Raw genomic sequence first — 18,477 nt, forward strand, 5'->3', positions numbered from 1 at the left:
CATGATAATACGATTTTTAGAGGGGATTTTGAAGCCGAAGTAATCCAGAAGAGAATCTATTATTCAGAAGGAAAGGATTCATTTAAGACTCAAAGCTTATGAGCATGAAAGAATTTCAGCATTGGCCTATTCCATGGATTGCAGTGTTAGTGTAGCAGCAACTATGCTGCTGATTGCTGGTATTAGAAATCGAGACGTCTCTACACAAATGGTGGATTCAGAGGTAATTCGTTTACTTGATCCGGGAATTCTTAAAAGTTTAAAGATGATTCAGAAATACATTTCAAAACTGAATGACGAGCACATTTTCACTTTTTCTCTAATTCCATATGTTGGGCATGAAGTAGTGGAAACTTCAAAAACGCTTCATGAAAAAGTGAATCTTTGGATAGATGATAATATAAAAAATATTGATTAGAATTATATGGAGAATAATAAGTCAAAACGGGTGAGGAGGAATGAGCATGAAAATGTTTAAAATGAGTGCTGTGACATTGTTAGCTGCGCTGTTGTTCCCTTCTTCTACATTTGCAAGTGGCTGGGATTACTTAGGAGAACAATCTCTTTATTCTAATGGTGCTGAAAGTGATCAGTTTCCCTCTACTGGTGGTGATTATAAGATTTGTCGGGATTCTTACGTGGGTCCAGCGGGTAAGTTAAAAGTTGAATTATGGGAGTATGATCCTGACAGTTATAATGATTATGTAGGGGTAAGATATTTAGATCGAGGCCAATGTGGTATTTTCCGGGGTATTGGTAACTTTGTTGATGGAGGAAATGAAGCAGAATTTTTTGCGAAATCAAGGACTAACAGTGATATGCATTTAATCTTTTATGATTAATTCACTAACTGAATGAAAAAAAGAGCTGAGATTGATTCGTAAATGCTAAAGGATATTCTTCTAAAATGAGTGCGTAAACACCTTAATATGACCGCTAATATATATAGGGTTTTTTAGGCTGATGTATTTCCACTTCAGCCTTTTCTTATGCAGGAAAATAACTACTTGATTTATCTAAATGAAAAGTGTCATAACTTAAAGGTTGGTAGAAGAAAGAGCATAAGGAAGAACTGTCCCCAACTATGTTGTTGAAAAGGCAAAGCCTAGTGTTTTTGTGGGTACATGAAAACTCCCCTATTAAAGCCATCACTGCCCCTTTCATGTCCCCCTATTTTATTAATTTTACTTTTTCATTGTTTTTTTCGATGAAAATTAGCGATATTGTACGCAGTTACACCAAAATAAACCACTTGAAGGGGTTTATTGTCTTTCACCTTTATGGTTTATGTATGATTTTATTCACCTAAAAAAGTAGTTTCATAGTGTTAGATTGATTGTCCTTTTTTTCTCTACTGTTATTTAAGGACTCACCTCTATCAAAGGATTTGGCGTTTATTGTGTACCCCTGCTGGACACACAATAAACAAAGACCATCTTATAATGATGGTCTTTGTTTTGGTTAGCAGATTAAACTTTAAATTGAATAAAAGCTTATAATTCCAATTATCATAGCGATTATTAGAATTGATACTACACCAATAAGTATTTTCTTCCAAGTTTTCATATAATCACCTACTATATGTAAAATTTATTTTTTTACAGAAGTTTTTATACTACCTGAGAGTTTTCCTAGATGATTTCCTGATACTTTAAGATAAACATTTCCTATTTGTACAATACCAAGCGATCCTACTCCAACTTTATAATAAAAAGTTACCTCTCCGTAATATTTTTTTATTATTGATATAACCACCATAATAAGTTAAATCTGTAGCGATGGTTGGATTATAATGATAGACTACTTCTCCTTTCCCGGATTCTTTATTGAGAAAAACAAGGGAGTGATTACAGTAGAGGAACAAGAGCTAAAGCAAATCCCCCAATACTTTTAGGAAACTTTTTAATTTAACAAACGATTCTGCGCTACCTCTATTAATCTGTTAGAAAACCCTCACATCAAAATAAATTAACACCTCAAGATATATCCCCGCTTTCCCAGCCTTATTTTTGACTCTTAAGAAACAAAAACAAGGGGTGTGTACCTCTCCATTAAATAGTTAATCAAACGCTTTAAAAAGAGTGTAAAGGGTCTTAAATAACCCGTTTTTAAGTACGGTTACCTCGGTCTAAAACTGGATTGGTATGGTATAATAATAGAAGGTGTACTGTGCTTTTAGGAGGTGAACGAATGACGACCAGCAGCATCATATTGGTGGTGGCGGCAGTGTTTATCGGCGCCTTGATGCGGACGATGTTCGGGTTCGGTGAAGCGATTGTCAGCATGCCTCTGCTTGCCTTACTTCACATTCCGCTTAATACTTCGGTTTCCCTGATTGGATTGGCTGGTCTTACCGTCGCTTCACTAACCGTCGTTAGCGGATGGCGGCATATCGAACGCTCCGTTTTAATCAGACTGGCGGCTTCAACGGTCATCGGCATACCAGCCGGCCTGGCTTTGCTCCATTACGCACCTTCTTTGATCATTACTTCTGCACTCGGTGTTTTTTTGATTGCATATGGAGGATATTCTCTTCTAAAGCAAAAACTTTTTCAGACTGTGGATAAACCATTACTTAACTCGGAGCGCTGGGTATGGCCGTTCGGTTTTGCCTCAGGAGCCCTTGGCAGCGCCTATAACTTTAACGGGGTTCCGGTCGTCGTCTATGGAACTTTGCGAAGGTGGAATCCAGATCGATTCCGCGGAACATTGCAAGCCCATTTCCTGATATCCGGAATCCTGGTCGTGACGGGTCATGCGCTAGGCGGACTATGGACAGCCGATTCACTTATTCTTTACGCTTATTCCATTCCAGCTATATTACTTGCGACAGGTCTCGGAATCTTCATGAATAAGCGAATTCCCGCGAAGAAATTCGAAAGTTATTTATTCTTCATCATCATTGCACTAGGTGTACTATTATTGATTCCCCATGACTGATAACCAATAAAAGCCTGATTTCTCATTAAAACAACGAGGAATCAGGCTTTTTTCACCTCAACCTTAGTTTAATTAAAAATTTGTAATAGAACAATTAAATTAGTTCATAAACTATTGTCAGGAATTCAAATGAATTTAAGAAAAAACGGTGTGAATCGATATCTCCCATTCACACCGTAAAATCTTATTTAAGAATTTTCCTGCACTTTTTAAGTCAATGTTAATAATTTGGCTGAAGTGTAATTATATTTCTCGATTGATAAATCAAAAACGGCTCCCGCTTTTAAAAAGACCGTACTTTCAACGATTAATGTCGGATCACCTGGCTGCAAGTCCAAAAGCCCAGCATCATCGTCATTAAGTTTTTCACACGAAATGATTTTATCCGCAAACCCGATATTCAACTTCAAATCCTCGACTATATATTCATAAATGGAACCATTTGCGATTTCTTTATTTATGAAGGGAATGATATCTTTATTGAAAAAGGATTCTTCTATTACAATGGGTTGACCATTTAAGTATCTAACCCTTTTCAGGTTATAGATTTTGGTTTTTACATTGCATTTCATTCGTTTGGCCAATTCCTCATCGGCTTCTATTAATTCTAACGTCAACACTTTACTTTTCATTTCATCATTTGGAAACACTTTGGTTAAGCCACCCATATCCCTCATCGAAATGCAGCCCGGTCTGGTAAATTCCCTAAGGAATATGCCGCTTCCTTGAACTTGATAGATATACCCCTGCTCAACCAATATGTTGATTGCTTTCCTAATGGTGTTCCTGCTGACATCGAACTTCTTCATCAACTCTTCTTCAGTAGGTAACTTAGTATTTAATGTATATTTTCCATCTAATATTTCTTTCTCCATTTGTTCTACGACCATTCTATACTTTACACCCATATTTCCATATACCTTCCTCTATACATAATGATTTAGAACAATAATTTAGACTGAATGATAGGTTTTCTTTACAATAGTTTATTTTATAACGATTGTAAAGAAACCTCTGTTTCTTTCAGACTGCAGAGAAATCTGAAGAAAAGCAAATTTGTCTGCAGTCTTTTCTAAAAAACATTACAGCTGATTTCAGAAATTCGCTCCCTTTCCGCCGACTGTCTGCCAAGCCTCCTCGGCGTAAGCGCCTGTGGGGTCTCGGCTGGACAGTATTTCGGCAGGAGTGTCGCAATTTTCTTTCATCCAATGGGGATTACAGGTGAAAAACTTAAAGGATAAACTAGTCTCAAACATAATTCGGTGTGAGATCAGCCTACAGTTTGTTCTAGAAAACATTACAGCTGATTTCAGAAATTCGCTCCCTTTCCGCCGACTGTCTGCCAAGCCTCCTCGGCGTAAGCGCCTGTGGGGTCTCGGCTAGCAGTATTTCGGCAGGAGTGTCGCATATTTCTTCCATCCAATGAGGTTTACAGGTGAAAAACTTAAAGGATAAACTAGTCTCAAACATAATTCGGTGTGAGATCAGCCTACAGTTTGTTCTAGAAAACATTCCAGCTGATTCCAGAAATTCGCTCCCTTTCCGCCGACTGTCTGCCAAGCCTCCTCGGCGTAAGCGCCTGTGGGGTCTCGGCTAGCCAGTATTTCGGCAGGAGTGTCGCAATTTTCTTCCATCCAATGAGGTTTACAGGTGAAAAACTTAAAGGATAAACTAGTCTCAAACATGGTTCGTGATGAGACCGACCTGCAGTTTTTTCTTTTAAAACACAAAGTTGATTGGAACGTAAGGTACGAGACTCCTGCGGGAAAGCGTGGCATGGGAGACCCCGCAGGCGCGCCGAGGAGGCTCCCGCCCGCCCGCGGAAAGCGAGTGCCTGGAGTGGAAATCAATGAACGTCCCATTTTACAAACCCACAAAAAAAAGACTGTCGGCAAACAAATATTATCTAGTTTGTAAACAATTAGGGTTCTATCTAAATAAAACAAAGTTGATTGGAGCGGGTGTTCGAGACTCTTGCGGGGAAAGCGTGGCCAAGGGAGACCACGAGGGCGGACCGCCCGCGGAAAGCGAGTTCCCTACGTTCCAATCAACGATTAGCTTTACTAACCATGAAAAAAGAGACATCCAATCGATTAACGATAGGATGTCTCCAAATCTATTGAATTTCAACTGTCCCCAGCCATGCAGTTGTTTATAAATCCTTCATTCTCTTTAATGTGTAAACAAAATATTCCCAGTTGTTTATGGTCGAAGGGATGCTTATGTGTTCATCAGGTGTATGTACGGAAAATATATCCGGTCCGATTGAAACAGTATCCAATCCTGGTATCTTATCAATGAATACCCCGCATTCGATCCCTGCATGCACAGCGATGATTTCAATATCCTCATGATATTTTTCTTTGTATGTTTCTTCAAATAATTTCTTGAGTTTCGAATCGGGATTATAGGGCCATTCCGGATAATCCGCATCTACCAATATCTCGCATCCAAGCATATCAGCTATCGCCTTTGCCTGAGTGACCATATTATATTTGAGGCTTTTGACCGAACTCCTGATTTCACTTTCGAATATCATTTCCGCTTCATTTGTCGTAACGACCCCTAGATTCGTCGAACTCTCCACTAATCCTTCTATTCCCATGCTCATTCCTTGAACGCCATGCGGGATTACCAGTAAAGAGGTAATGGCTTTAGATGCCGTCTCTTTGGAAAAAACGTTTGAAGAAATCGTTTCGATCTTTTCAAACCTAATCGATACCTCAGGGTCGGAAGATTGCAGTTCATTTTTAAAAGTATCTTCCCATTGCTGGAGTCTCTCCTCTATCTTCTGAACATCTTCTACATGAATCAGTACAGTCGCCTCTGCTTCACGAGGAATCGCATTCCCTTTCAGGCCACCGTTCATTTGCTGTATGAAGCAAGGAAAGTCTGTCGTTAATTCATGTAATACTCTGCCCAAAAGTTTATTGGAGTTCCCTCTTTCCTTATGGATGGACATACCGGAGTGTCCGCCCTTTAACCCTTTAATCCTGATGTTATAAGATACAGCTTCAACAATTGAAGCCGATTCCCATCCGATTTGCAGGATTTGCCGAACGCGTATTCCTCCTGCTGAGCTGACCAGCAGCTTTCCATCTTCCTCCGAATCGATATTGATCATCATTTTTCCCTTGAAGTGAGCCGGATCCACAGCAAGTGCACCGTTCATTGTCGTTTCTTCTTCAGTCGTTATGACTATTTCAAGAGCAGGATGCGGAATATCATTTGCATCCAATAATGCCAAAGCATAAGCAACTGCAATCCCATTATCCGCCCCTAAAGTTGTCTCCGTCGCATACAACATGTCACCAACAATCCTTAATTGAAGCGGATCCTTCTCAAAATCATGAAGTGTACCCTTGTTCTTTTCGCAAACCATATCCATATGCCCCTGGATAATGACGGTAGGTCCACTTTCATATCCAATTGTGGCAGGCTTTTTGATAATGACATTCAGTGCTTCATCCTGAATCACCACCAGGTCCCTATCCTTAGCAAAGCGAACCAAATAGTCACTGATCGTATTTTCATTGGCTGATCCTCTCGGGATTTCGGAAATCGCTGCAAAATAATGAAACACGGGATGGCCCGTTAATTTTTCTAAAGTGCTATACATGGAATTCATCCTTTCATTTATCTTATTTATGAATCTACTCTAGAATGGATCGCTACCACTCTCGTGAACAATGGATACAGGATATACCCCAGGTAAACACCAATCATATTCAGTATCAGATCATCGACATCCAAACTGCCGCGCCGAAAAACAAACTGACAGATTTCGATGCCCGAAATCGAAAGTAATGGATAAAGAAATTTCCTTGAAGTTGATGGATCTTTCCCTTCCTTGGACAATAAATATAGCCCGAATGGAATGAACAGTCCCACATTGGCGCTAAGATTATAAAATGACACAAGCCCGTTCATTTCGTTCGAAATATATGAAAGAATCGTCGAAAAAGGAATCAAATTATACGAATAGACCTGCCCTTTTGGTCGAAAGAACAACAAAACCATTAATGATAAACTGTAGCCACTGAAGGCTGCCTGCCACAAAAGGCGCGGAACCTTGACCATTTCACCTCGATAATAAAGAACCGCAAGCGAAACGAAAATGAATATACAAAACCAGACAACCATGATCACCAAAGGATTCAAATATAATAGGAGCTGAAGGAAAAGAGGCAAACCGCATAAAAACAGTGCTTGCGACAGCAAAAGGGAAAGCATGACCGACTTTAGAGACATGTAACTCCCCCCCTTCTATTTCTTTCCAAATCACTGCATATCATTATATCCTAGGACATCTTTAACACCCCGTCAACAAACTACTTCTAAGGGAAGCTTTTTAGAATGAATCAACGATGGGAAGGATAATTCGTCCTTAATCCCCGATAATTCGTCCTTTGTGTGGGATATTTCGACCTACATCCGGATAATTCGACCGATGTGTGGGTTTATTCGACCTTACTCCGGATAATTCGACTGTTGTGTGGAATAATTCGACCTTCAACCAAAATTCGATCTTCTTCCAGTAAAACAAAAAGCCGGTTCCTCACGATCCAGGAATCCGACTTTGTTTTACGTTATTCAGATGTAATCATCTTAGCAAGGATTGGTATTTAATCCTCATTATAAGGCACGGTATTTTTTTAAACTGATGATATTGATGGTTATAAAAACGACGGAAAATGCCAGGAGAATGAGTAAATCCAGTAAAATATCATTGAATGTGAAACCTTTGTACATAATGCCGTTCATGGCATCCGACGCGTAATAGAGCGGCATGACCTTGCCTATTTTTTGCAGCCAGTCTGCCATGCCATCTAATGGGAAAATCCCTGTAAAGAAGACTTGCGGCACGATGACCAGCGGAATGAATTGTACCATTTGGAATTCAGATGTGGCGAAACTCGATAGTAATGTACCAAGCGATAATGCAACGAGCGCGACGAGTATATTCGTCAATAAAACGAGCCATATTGAGCCAACAAGCACGATATCCAGCACATTTACAGCATATAGGACGACTATTATCGTTTGAATAAGAGCAAATAAGCCATATCCGATCACATATCCCGCTACGATTTCGTATCGTTTAATCGGTGTCGCAAGCAGCCGTTCCAACGTACCACTTGTTCGCTCCTTCAAAAGCGCAATACCCGCTATTAAAAATACGAAGAAGAAAACGAAAAAGCTAACGAGCATCGGACTGAAAGTATCAAAACCCTTTGTGTTTGCATCCCCGTAAACATATTGCTCCTCAATTGAAGGAGTATTTTTCTGTTTCCCTTGCAACGCCTGCATCATTTGCATTTGAACGGCCTTTGCTCGAGCCGGTTCGTCGTTTAACAGCGTCAGTTTTATCTGGCCATTTTCAACATGCAACCAGCCATCCGTATTATTTTCAATCATTCTTTCCTTAGAAAACTTCTCAGCAGCCGTTACTTGAAAATCCGCTTGTTTCAATGCTTTAACCAGAGTTTCATCACTACCTGTAACAACGATTTCCAAATCACTCGCTTCTGTATCGAAAATAAAATACATGAGCGTTAAAATGAGCAATGGAGCAAGGAAAAATAAAGCGAGTGTCCTCCGATCCCGGCGCATCTGCTGTATAATTCGAGTAACAAGAGAGGCAATTCTCATGATAGTCCACCTCCAATCCTCAAAAAAACATCATCAAGCGTTTCCACTACATATTGTGTTTTTAAAGCTGCTGGTGTTCCTGATGCGATTATTTCACCTTCACGGAGCATCGCCAGTTTATCGCATCGTTCCGCCTCATCCATCACATGAGTCGTGATGATGATCGTCTTATGATCTTCATTTCTTAAACGTTCAAGTTCCTGCCAAATGGATTGTTTCAGCAAAGGGTCTATCCCTACGGTCGGTTCATCCAAAATGAGGATCTCCGGGTTTTGGATGAGTGCTACCGCCAGTGACAGACGCCGTTTCATCCCACCGGAATAATACGCTACCCGAACGTTCAAATCATTCGTCAATTGTACGATTTCAGCTGCATATCGAATGCGTTCCCTTCGCTCCTTTTTCGATAAACGGTAAAGCTTCGCAAAAAATGCGAGATTTTCAGCTCCCGTCAGTTCTGTATATAAAGCATCGGACTGTGCCATATAGCCGACATCCATTAACAGTGCTTCATTTGGCACTTCATGATCAAGAACCGTGACTTTACCCGCATCGGGCTTAATCAATCCGACAATCATTTTAATCAAGGTCGTCTTTCCACATCCGGATGGACCTAGCAAGCCGAAAATCCCATTTTTTTCTATATTCAGGTTCAATGGCTGAATGACCTTTTTATGGTGAAAACCTTTAGCAATTCCTTCAATGGAAATAGCATTTTTCATTGTACACACATCCTTCCTCTTTAATTGACACGGTGTTGAGTGTATCATCATTCTAAGGTAGCATTTGGTCTAATACAATCAACATATTTGGAAAAAATGTTAAGTGAAGGAGACATTTCATGGGATCGATTCATGAGGATATGGTACATAAAACGAAACTGCAGATACAACATCATTTTATTGCACTCGTAGAGGCAGAGGGGTTCTCACATGTAACAGTGAAGAAAATTGCGGAACGCGCTAACATTAATCGGGGCACATTTTATTTGCATTATACGGATAAATATGAATTGATGGATCACTTACAGCAGGAATTGTTAAATGAACTTCAAACACGGATTACTGCCATTCTGCCGAAAGAGGCTTTTTTGGCTCTTCATCATCAACAACTTTACCCGCCCTTCGTAGCAATTTTTCAATTCATTAGTGAACATGCACATGCATTAAGGGCCATTCTTGGTGATCAGGGCGATCCTTCTTTTGCAAAAAAAATAAAGCGTGTATTCGGTGAAGTGCTGTTGGAGCGACTAATCAGCCAGCATCCAGCAGCAAAAGATGAGGCGTTTCGTAAGTATATGCATGCCTTCATGACATCAGCGATTTTAGGCGTGATACAGGAGTGGCTGGAGAATTGCGACGGCCAAACGGTGGAAGAAATGGCGAAAATTCATTTTCAAATCTTGAACTTCATCAGCCAAGTGCGGACATTCGTTCAATGAACTTTTTATAAGAGGCATGTTCCATTTACATGCCTTTTATAAAAAGTTACATCTTTTCCCCGGCATTCCCAACGGAATAATACCTGCTCTTCGAGACCTTCATACTAAGTATGGACAGTAAAATTGATACGGCGAACATGATCATGGTACCTGAAATGACCACCAACCTAATCGAAATGAAATGAGCTGAGACACCAACAATCGCTGTAGTCATGATGATCAGTAAAGCTTCCAACAAGCCAAAAATACTTCCAACCCTCCCCATAATCTCCACTGGAATATTATTTTGATAAAATGTTTGAAATCCTGTGTTGGCAAAAGCCAGTGAAAAGGCAATGATGAAAAATCCGATGGCGGCCATCGAAAAGGAATTTGAAAGGGCATAGATCACATAACCTATCGATACAAATAAAGATCCAAGTCCAATTAGGTACGATATTGGTATTTTATTGATGAATACCGCATTGACTATTGCACCCGCAATGATGCCTGCCCCGGCGATGCTTACAAGGAATCCGTAATCGCTGTCCGACAAAAGGAGCACGGCCTTGGCAAACACCGCTTCTTGGGAATCCATGGCCGTTTCCATTACTACCATACAGCTGAATAAGAAATAAATGAGCATGATATAGGAAAATTTCCGGCTGAAGTCCATGACGATGCCCCAATCCTTTTTCATGATGGTCCAAGACAGGTAATGACTGGATTGTTCAAGGGAACGTTCCCTTTCAAGATCGGGCATGAATAGAGTGATGATGCCGGATAATAATAAGGCAGCCGCGTTAATGTAAATGGCTAAAACGGGTGTACCGATCAAGAAAAGGAGACCCGCTATCGCAGGTCCAATCAAAAAAGCCCCAGAATCCATTAAGCTTCGTAACGAGTTAAATCGTTTCCTCTGTTCAATGGGTATTAATTTTGTTATATAAGATCTTGATGTCGTTCCGAACATGGCCCCTGCCATATTGATCACGAAGACAAGGGAGTAGATGACCCAAATAGAAGAAGTCAATGGCAGCAAGGCTATGAATACCGCTCGAAATAGGTCAAGTGCCACCATTAGATTTCGCTTATTTATCCGGTCGATCACGCTGCCTGCCCAAACATTCGTAAATATGGCAGCCATCGGTTTAACGATATAAAGTCCAGCTACCGCTAAAGCTGAATCAGTCATATCCAGCACGATTAAATTAAGTGCAATAAAATAAACCCATGCACCAAAGTTGGAAATCCCGATCCCGCACAATAGGATGGAAGGATATTTCCAAGCTACTAATGAATTTTTTAATGTCAACGCTTCTCCTCCTTAGAAAAAGAAATATAAACAATAAAAAAATCCCATCCCCAGGAAAGGCTTCTCGGGGGACGAGATCAATAGTGCGGTGTTACTACGCACCATAACGGAAGTTCCCGTCACAGCATCCCCTTCCCATACTGGAGAATTGCTTCAATTTATGCTTACTCCTTCCAGTTGACGGTGCTCTCTGATATGTGGTCATTCCATTTGCTTTCTCTTCATTACATCCAGATTCATCATTTTTCTAAATTTTAACATTATTGTATTAATAGTGTAAACGTCATAATTTTCAACGCAAAAAAACTCATTCAAAAATAAATGAGTTTAAAAGCAAAACAAGTTATGGATTTTTCGCTCTAGTTCCCGGATAGTACACAGGATGACATAATTTCAGTTGATTTACCTTAGAGAAAACAATTTTAACAACGGATTCTTTTTCTTATCCGTTATCCTTAACTCATTCATTATGATTTGATCCTCATGATCGGCTATCCATTTCCTAAGTGCATCTTTATCCTGGCATTGTGTTAAATATGTCTGTCCACCCTTGCCTGTAGCGTTAATAACATATCTATTGAACGTCTTCTCCATAATTGCCCGCCTTTTTTATAAAATGTTTGAAACCTTTAAATAAGAATGCCATACTTTTTTTCTTTATGATTTTCAAAAGAAAAATAATTTATTTATATTAGAAAATAGATTTGCAATGACATGTTCTGCTTGAAAGTATTGAATAAAGTACATCGATGTTGGTCATCATAATCGCCTTAATCGAACCTATCATAATGTGCTAACTAATATTTGTCAATACGTTTTTAAAATGTAAATAAAACGTAAATTTTCAGTCTTGTTAAAGAAATATTTTTTTACACTTTAGGGGTTTACAACTGCTAAATGATGGGAGTAGAATACGTTTATCAATTTAATGCATTTCGGCCAAAACTCAAGGGAATTGAGTACGGAGGACCCAATCATTTGGGGTTAATTCTGCCTTGCAGAAGGGATGAGATCAGCTCTTTCGCCATCCTACCCGTCAGCTAACTTCGTCGGCTAAAGCGAAGGAGGTCATAAGACCGCCTATTTCGGGAGCTTTTTTTGCACTCTTTTTGTGACAAAAAAGCCTTTCGATGTTTTCGCAGGTCTTTTTATTATGCTTTGAAAAAGATTTATAAAGAGGATTGATGGTTAAGATTTCATAAGTTTTACACAATATTTTTATAGGTAGGGATGATCATTTGATAAAAGCAAAAAATTTATTGGATCCGCCAAAAATCCTTGTACTCGGCTTTGCCATCCTGATACTTATTGGGGCCTATTTGCTGACCCTGCCGATTTCGACTGAAAATGGGAATGGCCTTTCTTTTCTGGATGCTTTATTCACATCAACCTCCGCTACATGTGTAACAGGGCTTGTGGTGGTTGATACGGGAACGACTTTCACCACCTTTGGTGAGTTGGTCATCTTAACACTGATTCAGATAGGCGGCCTAGGGTTCATGACATTTGCCACGTTTTTCTTTTTCTTATTAGGCAAAAAGATTTCTTTAAAAGGCAGGTTACTCTTGCAGGAGTCCTTAAATAATCTATCCATGGCAGGTGTAGTCAAGTTAGTAAAACGGCTTTTAATTTTCACGGCCATCATTGAAGGCGTGGGTGCCCTTATCTTATCAATCCGCTTTTCTTTTGACATGCCAGTCGGCAAGGCGATCTATTACGGGGTTTTTCATTCCATATCGAATTTCAATAACGCCGGCTTTGATTTAATGGGGGAATTCAGGAGTTTGACCCCTTATGTATCGGACCCATTCGTAACCCTTACCGTCGCCTTCCTCATCACGTTTGGCGGAATAGGTTTTATCGTAATGAATGAACTATACGAATATCGTGAAACCCATCGTTTATCCGTACATACGAAGGTTGTTCTGATGACTAGCTTGACCCTTACAATCGTAGGCGCAATTTTAATCTTTTTATTCGAGTTCGGTAATGCCAAAACATTGCAGCCTTTATCTTTCATGGGTAAAGCGTTATCATCTTTATTTCAATCGGTTTCACCAAGGACAGCAGGCTCCAATACGTTGAATATCCCTGATTTAACTCAACCTACATTACTGCTCATCATTTTCTTGATGTTCGTTGGGGCTTCACCCGGATCGACTGGCGGCGGGATTAAAACAACAACATTTGCGACGCTTCTTGGAACGGTTTGGTCACAGATTAAAGGAAAGGATGATGTAGTATTATTCCGTCACCGCATTTTGAATGAAACCATCTTTAAAGCATTATCCGTTACTTTCATCGGGGTCTTCCTCGTTTCAATCATTTCCATTCTGCTGACCATCACAGAAAGCGGAAGTGATTTCTTGATGATTTTATTTGAAGCCACTTCAGCATTCGCCACAGTGGGACTTTCAATGGGTTTGACTCCCGAATTATCACCGGTTGGCCGGATGCTTATCATTTTCACGATGTTTGCAGGCCGGGTGGGTCCTTTGACTTTGGCCTTTGCCATCGCAATGAGGCGTAAGCCAGATCCCTTCCGTCATCCAAAAGGGAAAATCATGATTGGTTAACCAAAACTGAAGGAGTGTAAATGATGGGAAAACGACAATATGCCGTGATCGGTTTAGGCAGATTCGGAAGTAGTGTGGCAGATAGATTATATACCGCTGGCCAAGAGGTATTGGGTATTGATATCAGCGAGGAAAGAGTCGAGAATGCGGAACTGAGCGTTACCCATGCAGTCATGGCGGATACCACTGAAGAAGAGACATTGAAATCCATCGGAATCCGTAATTTCGATTGTGTCATCGTAGCCATCGGAAATGATATGCAATCAAGCATTTTGACTACCTTGCTTTTAAAAGAGCTTGGGGTCAAAAAGGTCATTGCCAAAGCACTTAATAAAAATCACGGTCAGGTGCTCACTAAAGTTGGTGCCGACTGGGTCATCTATCCTGAGAGGGATATGGGGGAACGGGTCGCGAATCAACTCCTGTTCCCTAACATGCTGAACTATATAGAGCTGTCTAAAGAATACAATATCGAGGAAATCATCCTCCCCATGAGCATGAAGGGAAAAAGCCTCAGGGAACTTGATTTACGCGCAAAATATAATATCAGCGTCATTGCCATCGTGAGTAACGGAGAAATTATCATAGCACCGTCACCAGATCAGGATATCCATGAAAAAGATATGCTTTTGGTCGTTGGCAATAAAGAAGACCTAGCCGTCTTTGCAAATATTGAATAATCCGGCAGGTTCCGGCTCTTGCCTTATGGAGCCCGCCACCTATTTTGAATGTAGCATCACCTATACATGCGAGAAGACCGCCATATGGAGGTCTTCTCGCTGAAATTTATAACGAGCATACCCTTGGCATGTATATGTATGTATTATTTTATCGTACTGATCGCTTGGGCAAGAGTGGACTTTATCGTCACTTTATCAAAAGGCAGTTGAAGCTTAACGGCGGTCATGGCTATTTCCGGCCGAAGTCCTGAAAGGGTTGTATGAATTCCGATCAAATGTAAGGATTCAATCAATTGAGACAGTTGGTGGGCGGATGCACTATCTATTGCATGAACGCCCGATAGGTCAATGAAAAGCCTGGTGACATTTTTTTCAGCGCACTTTTGTAAGGTGTTTTCAAGCAAGGACATGCCCCTCGTCGTGTCAATATCGCCTATCAGGGGAAGCAACGCGGTATTATCTTTAAGGGAAATGATGGGCGTGCTCAATTCATCGATCGTGGCCTGTTGGGCTTTCATAATTTTATTGGCATATTTATGATTCGCTTCCGTAAACCTCTCCATCACTTCACTGAACACCTTGACCACTATCCGATACCAGGAATTTACTTCCTCCCGTGTATATCGATCTCCATGCAATCCCACAAATCGGTCAATGTAATCCAGATATTGCTCTTGCGTTCGAAAAAACTCCCTCAATATAAAATAGATGGGTGTGTTTAAATGCTGCTCATCCTGACCGATATCTTCAATCCACTCATCAAGACGCTTAAAGAATTCCCTTTCCTCTGTAACAAATATCTGAAAGAAATGTAAGTGGAATTCATTATTTTGTTGCTTCAGTTTTTTAATCACTTTGGGATCGGGTGAGCTATAAACCCCCGACTTATCATTTTTATTCAATGTTGCGTACCAATCCTCAGTCAATTGAGCTGCCTCACCTAATAAAAAGGAATATAGTTCTTTATTTCTGTGCATAAACTCCTCCACCTATTTAATTTTTTTATAATATCTAATGCTATTAAAGACTGAATCAGCATTGTCAGGGTATTGAAAGTTAACCGTTTTATCAACAAAAGAAGCATCGAAGATAACCGCTTCAATACTTAAGATCCCATGCCAATGGTCCCTTCATTCCATATACCTTCCCAGCTGTTTTTGAAACCATACAACCACTGATTTTTCAAAAAAAAAATCTGCAAGAACATTCATCTATCATTCTGGTAAAGCAGCATTCACCAAATCGTATTTTTTTGTTATAGTTTACCATTTTTATTTTTTGTTAACAAATTCACCGCCATCCTGCCCCTTTTCTTTATCACGTAAAAAAGGACCTGATCCCAGATCCTCCGTTCAGTGACATTGAGCTATACTATCCACATAACCTAATTAACACTATGAGAATTACCTTTTCATAAATATTGCGGTCCATAAACCCTGCACCCCAAAGGTTTCATCAGATTGTTCCATTTTCCTCATTTTACGTATTTCCACCACTTCAAAATCCTTGAAGATCATTCTAAGTTTTTCTTCAGTAAAACCTAATCCGCCTTTAAGGCTTCTTTGCCTATATACCTCCCAATCCGAGATATCTGCACCACCCAATATGCCGCCTTCCACAAAACAAGTAATCGAATACATTCCCTTAGGCCTTAACGCCTTTTTCACCATCTCCAAATAATTGATCCTTCGATGTGGAGCAATATGATGAAAACAACCTGAATCATATACAAAGTCATATTGCCCTTCCCCAATGTCCAATTCAAATATATTCCTTTGAATGAAGTTCACGTGCACTTTGCTTTCTTCCGCTCGTTCTTTCCCCCATTCCAAGGCTTCCTTTGAAAGATCCACCGCATCAACGGAACAGCCCTTTTGAGCAAGGTAAATAGCATTTCTTCCAGGTCCGCACCCAAGCTCAAGAACCTTTCCTGACCCAAGTAACCCACTATCAAAGTATTGAACCAAATTCTCATCAGGGAGGTTTCCGAAAAAGGGAATCCCTTTTTCACGGTCTTCATAAAAACCATTCCAGAATGCAGTGGGCTCACGCAATAACGAGTCCAGCATGTTCAATAGATCTTCATAGGTTGTAATCGTCTCCGACAAAACCATCACCTCTTTCCATTAAACCCCACCATTTAATTATATCGATTTCGGTCGGTGCCCATGTAACAGCTACATCAAAAATGCGTTACGGATGGCGTTCACACATTATTGGAACCCGTTGATTATATAATGTCCACTGGCATTTAAAGGTATCAAGAATGTGCTCTAACTGCCTTCTGATAGTATTTATCCACCATTACTTAATAACCCGTTGATCAGTCCTATATCCATAATAGATGAGACAGGGGATTTTTATTTACATGTCAATCATTACATGTACTTTACAGCGGATCAGGCTTACGTTTTCCTATATAAACAGACTGATCCATATGTAAGGCTGTATAGAAAAGAAGGACACTTAGAAGACTTAATTGGAATTTTTCTTTTTAAAAATCCTTTTAATATAAGCCGACCTAAGGAAAAACAAACAAAAGGTATGATGGATGACGTAATAAGTGAGATTGAAGAGTATATGAACGATGACTGGAAATCATTCAGATTACCAAATCTATAAGAATATAAACTTCTTAAGTGTTTTCATGTTGAGCCCTTTCATTTTCGAGAATGTTTCCACACCTTTATAGGTCTTTACATGTCATATCCGTTTACTGATGATTATCTTTCTGTACATTCCATTCAGCATGATCGGTCGATCTTCTTCAATTTTCATATTCATTTCATGTCTACTGAACAAGTCCTCAAACCGCAAGCCAATATCTGTACCTAACAATCCAATGATGGGTCTCAGAACCTTTTTGGGTAATGAAAGCCGTTCATCTTTAGAAATGAACTTATCAAATAGTATTATTTTCCCCTCTCCTTTTAAAACCCTGATCATTTCCTGAAGGCATTGATTGGCATCAGGTACGACGGAAAGGACCAAACTTCCAACTACTTAGTCAAACGATTCATTATCGAATTCCATATTCTGTGCATCCATCTCCAGGAAATTGATCGTTGTATTTTCATATTTCCCCATCGCTTTTTTTAGCATATCGGCTGATAGATCTATCGCCGTTATCTCAAGGTCAAGGTTCTTGATCAACTCCAAATCGGCACCCGTACCTACGCCTACAAACAGAACCTTTGCATTATCATGAAAATGCATCTCTTCAAATATTCTTTTCCTGGCATCTAAAAAGAGATGAGAGTTGAAGATTTTATCATAAATCGGCGACCAAAACTTATAAATCACTTTATTCCACGAATTATTCAACATCCCCACCCCTTACATACTTCTTCTATGTAGCATAATAAATCCCTTCCAAGCGGATATTATATCTGGCAAATTAGTAAAATTAAAAATAGTATGCGACGCAGTGGTCCGCGATAACGGACATGTTTAAGAACGACCCTCCAAATATAAAGCCCCCAACTGACACACTCCATATTATACAAATTACCTTGACTGTCATAGTAATACACTATAAGATATACCAAAGGAGGTGAGGATTTGGTTGAACGTAAACTATCCTCTGACTTGCTTCGCGGACATGTAGATACGATGATTCTAAAACTCCTGCAAAGTAGCGATAAATATGGTTATGAAATCAGCAAACTGATATATGTGAGTTCAAATGAGCAATATGAAATAAAGGAAGCTACGATGTATTCCAGCTTAAAACGACTGGAAAAGGATGGTTGCATCATCTCTTATTGGGGAGATGCTACACAAGGCGGAAGAAGGAAGTATTACAAAATCACCCCAATCGGGGAAGAGACATATACGCAAAATAAAAATGACTGGGAGCAGGCTAAGAGAATACTTGAACGCCTCTTGTAAGAA

At 39.8% G+C, this 18,477-nt stretch carries 17 protein-coding genes, 1 pseudogene and 1 riboswitch; of the genes and pseudogenes, 8 read left to right on the forward strand and 10 right to left on the reverse strand.

Annotated features, from left to right (window positions below; all coding sequences use genetic code 11):
- The first annotated feature begins 133 nt into the window (after nt 1-133).
- The 3 genes from ABIE66_RS23725 (at nt 134) to ABIE66_RS23735 (ending at nt 2,940) form a co-directional block, all read left to right on the forward strand.
- Nucleotides 134-418 carry a hypothetical protein gene (locus ABIE66_RS23725; RefSeq protein WP_289326606.1) on the forward strand — a complete coding sequence of 95 codons (285 nt, stop codon included), beginning with the start codon at nt 134-136 and terminating at the stop codon, nt 416-418.
- Nucleotides 419-464: 46 nt separating this feature from the next.
- Nucleotides 465-842: a hypothetical protein gene (locus ABIE66_RS23730; protein ID WP_226990392.1), complete on the forward strand. Its 378-nt coding sequence runs from the start codon at nt 465-467 to the stop codon at nt 840-842.
- Nucleotides 843-2,190: 1,348 nt separating this feature from the next.
- Nucleotides 2,191-2,940: a sulfite exporter TauE/SafE family protein gene (locus ABIE66_RS23735; RefSeq protein ID WP_289326609.1), complete on the forward strand. Its 750-nt coding sequence runs from the start codon at nt 2,191-2,193 to the stop codon at nt 2,938-2,940.
- Nucleotides 2,941-3,149: 209 nt separating this feature from the next.
- Here the strand turns inward: ABIE66_RS23735 and ABIE66_RS23740 are convergent, their stop codons facing one another.
- The 5 genes from ABIE66_RS23740 to ABIE66_RS23760 all read right to left on the reverse strand — a co-directional run bounded on the left by ABIE66_RS23740 (nt 3,150) and on the right by ABIE66_RS23760 (nt 9,314).
- Nucleotides 3,150-3,848 (reverse strand): GntR family transcriptional regulator, encoded by a 699-nt coding sequence (locus ABIE66_RS23740; protein WP_253512742.1) that lies wholly within the window; start codon nt 3,846-3,848, stop codon nt 3,150-3,152.
- Nucleotides 3,849-5,092: 1,244 nt separating this feature from the next.
- Nucleotides 5,093-6,559, reverse strand: coding sequence for an aminoacyl-histidine dipeptidase (locus ABIE66_RS23745; protein ID WP_370016533.1), 1,467 nt, complete (start codon nt 6,557-6,559; stop codon nt 5,093-5,095).
- A gap of 26 nt (nt 6,560-6,585) precedes the next feature.
- On the reverse strand, nt 6,586-7,191 hold the full coding sequence (locus ABIE66_RS23750) for a VanZ family protein (protein WP_370016534.1): 606 nt from the start codon (nt 7,189-7,191) through the stop codon (nt 6,586-6,588).
- 384 nt (nt 7,192-7,575) lie between these two features.
- Nucleotides 7,576-8,592 (reverse strand): ABC transporter permease, encoded by a 1,017-nt coding sequence (locus ABIE66_RS23755; protein WP_370016535.1) that lies wholly within the window; start codon nt 8,590-8,592, stop codon nt 7,576-7,578.
- On the reverse strand, nt 8,589-9,314 hold the full coding sequence (locus ABIE66_RS23760) for an ABC transporter ATP-binding protein (protein WP_370016536.1): 726 nt from the start codon (nt 9,312-9,314) through the stop codon (nt 8,589-8,591). The genes ABIE66_RS23755 and ABIE66_RS23760 overlap by 4 nt, the downstream gene beginning before the upstream one ends.
- Nucleotides 9,315-9,433: 119 nt before the next feature.
- Between ABIE66_RS23760 and ABIE66_RS23765 the strand changes: the two genes are divergently transcribed.
- The gene (locus ABIE66_RS23765; protein WP_289326614.1) at nt 9,434-10,033 is read left to right on the forward strand and encodes a TetR/AcrR family transcriptional regulator; all 600 of its coding nucleotides are present in this window, start codon (nt 9,434-9,436) and stop codon (nt 10,031-10,033) included.
- 46 nt (nt 10,034-10,079) lie between these two features.
- On the opposite strand, the gene ABIE66_RS23770 is transcribed toward ABIE66_RS23765, so the two are convergent.
- Complete coding sequence (locus ABIE66_RS23770) at nt 10,080-11,327, reverse strand: MFS transporter (protein ID WP_370016537.1); 1,248 nt, start codon at nt 11,325-11,327, stop codon at nt 10,080-10,082.
- Between the two features lie 402 nt (nt 11,328-11,729).
- Nucleotides 11,730-11,921 (reverse strand): hypothetical protein, encoded by a 192-nt coding sequence (locus ABIE66_RS23775; RefSeq protein WP_289314755.1) that lies wholly within the window; start codon nt 11,919-11,921, stop codon nt 11,730-11,732.
- A gap of 333 nt (nt 11,922-12,254) precedes the next feature.
- Nucleotides 12,255-12,397: riboswitch (cyclic di-AMP (ydaO/yuaA leader) on the forward strand.
- 168 nt (nt 12,398-12,565) lie between these two features.
- On the opposite strand from ABIE66_RS23775, the gene ABIE66_RS23780 reads away from it, so the two are divergent.
- Together ABIE66_RS23780 and ABIE66_RS23785 are read left to right on the forward strand one after the other, a co-directional pair.
- A complete protein-coding gene (locus tag ABIE66_RS23780; RefSeq protein WP_370016538.1) occupies nt 12,566-13,903 on the forward strand; it encodes a TrkH family potassium uptake protein in 1,338 nt (445 codons plus the stop codon).
- Nucleotides 13,904-13,926: 23 nt separating this feature from the next.
- On the forward strand, nt 13,927-14,583 hold the full coding sequence (locus ABIE66_RS23785; RefSeq protein ID WP_289314753.1) for a potassium channel family protein: 657 nt from the start codon (nt 13,927-13,929) through the stop codon (nt 14,581-14,583).
- 143 nt (nt 14,584-14,726) lie between these two features.
- Here ABIE66_RS23785 and ABIE66_RS23790 read toward each other — a convergent pair whose 3' ends face one another.
- Entirely contained in the window at nt 14,727-15,560 is an 834-nt protein-coding gene (locus ABIE66_RS23790) for an STAS domain-containing protein (RefSeq protein ID WP_289326617.1), read from the reverse strand.
- 426 nt (nt 15,561-15,986) lie between these two features.
- The gene (locus ABIE66_RS23795; protein ID WP_370016539.1) at nt 15,987-16,691 is read right to left on the reverse strand and encodes a class I SAM-dependent methyltransferase; all 705 of its coding nucleotides are present in this window, start codon (nt 16,689-16,691) and stop codon (nt 15,987-15,989) included.
- Between the two features lie 274 nt (nt 16,692-16,965).
- Between ABIE66_RS23795 and ABIE66_RS23800 the strand changes: the two genes are divergently transcribed.
- Nucleotides 16,966-17,205 carry a hypothetical protein gene (locus ABIE66_RS23800; protein WP_370016540.1) on the forward strand — a complete coding sequence of 80 codons (240 nt, stop codon included), beginning with the start codon at nt 16,966-16,968 and terminating at the stop codon, nt 17,203-17,205.
- A gap of 81 nt (nt 17,206-17,286) precedes the next feature.
- Here ABIE66_RS23800 and ABIE66_RS23805 read toward each other — a convergent pair.
- A pseudogene (locus ABIE66_RS23805) lies at nt 17,287-17,907 on the reverse strand (class I SAM-dependent methyltransferase).
- Nucleotides 17,908-18,144: 237 nt separating this feature from the next.
- Between ABIE66_RS23805 and ABIE66_RS23810 the strand changes: the two are divergent.
- Nucleotides 18,145-18,474 (forward strand): PadR family transcriptional regulator, encoded by a 330-nt coding sequence (locus ABIE66_RS23810; RefSeq protein ID WP_370016541.1) that lies wholly within the window; start codon nt 18,145-18,147, stop codon nt 18,472-18,474.
- The last annotated feature ends 3 nt before the right edge of the window (nt 18,475-18,477 follow it).

The sequence above is a fragment of the Peribacillus sp. B2I2 genome (assembly GCF_041261685.1).
GTDB lineage: Bacteria > Bacillota > Bacilli > Bacillales > DSM-1321 > Peribacillus.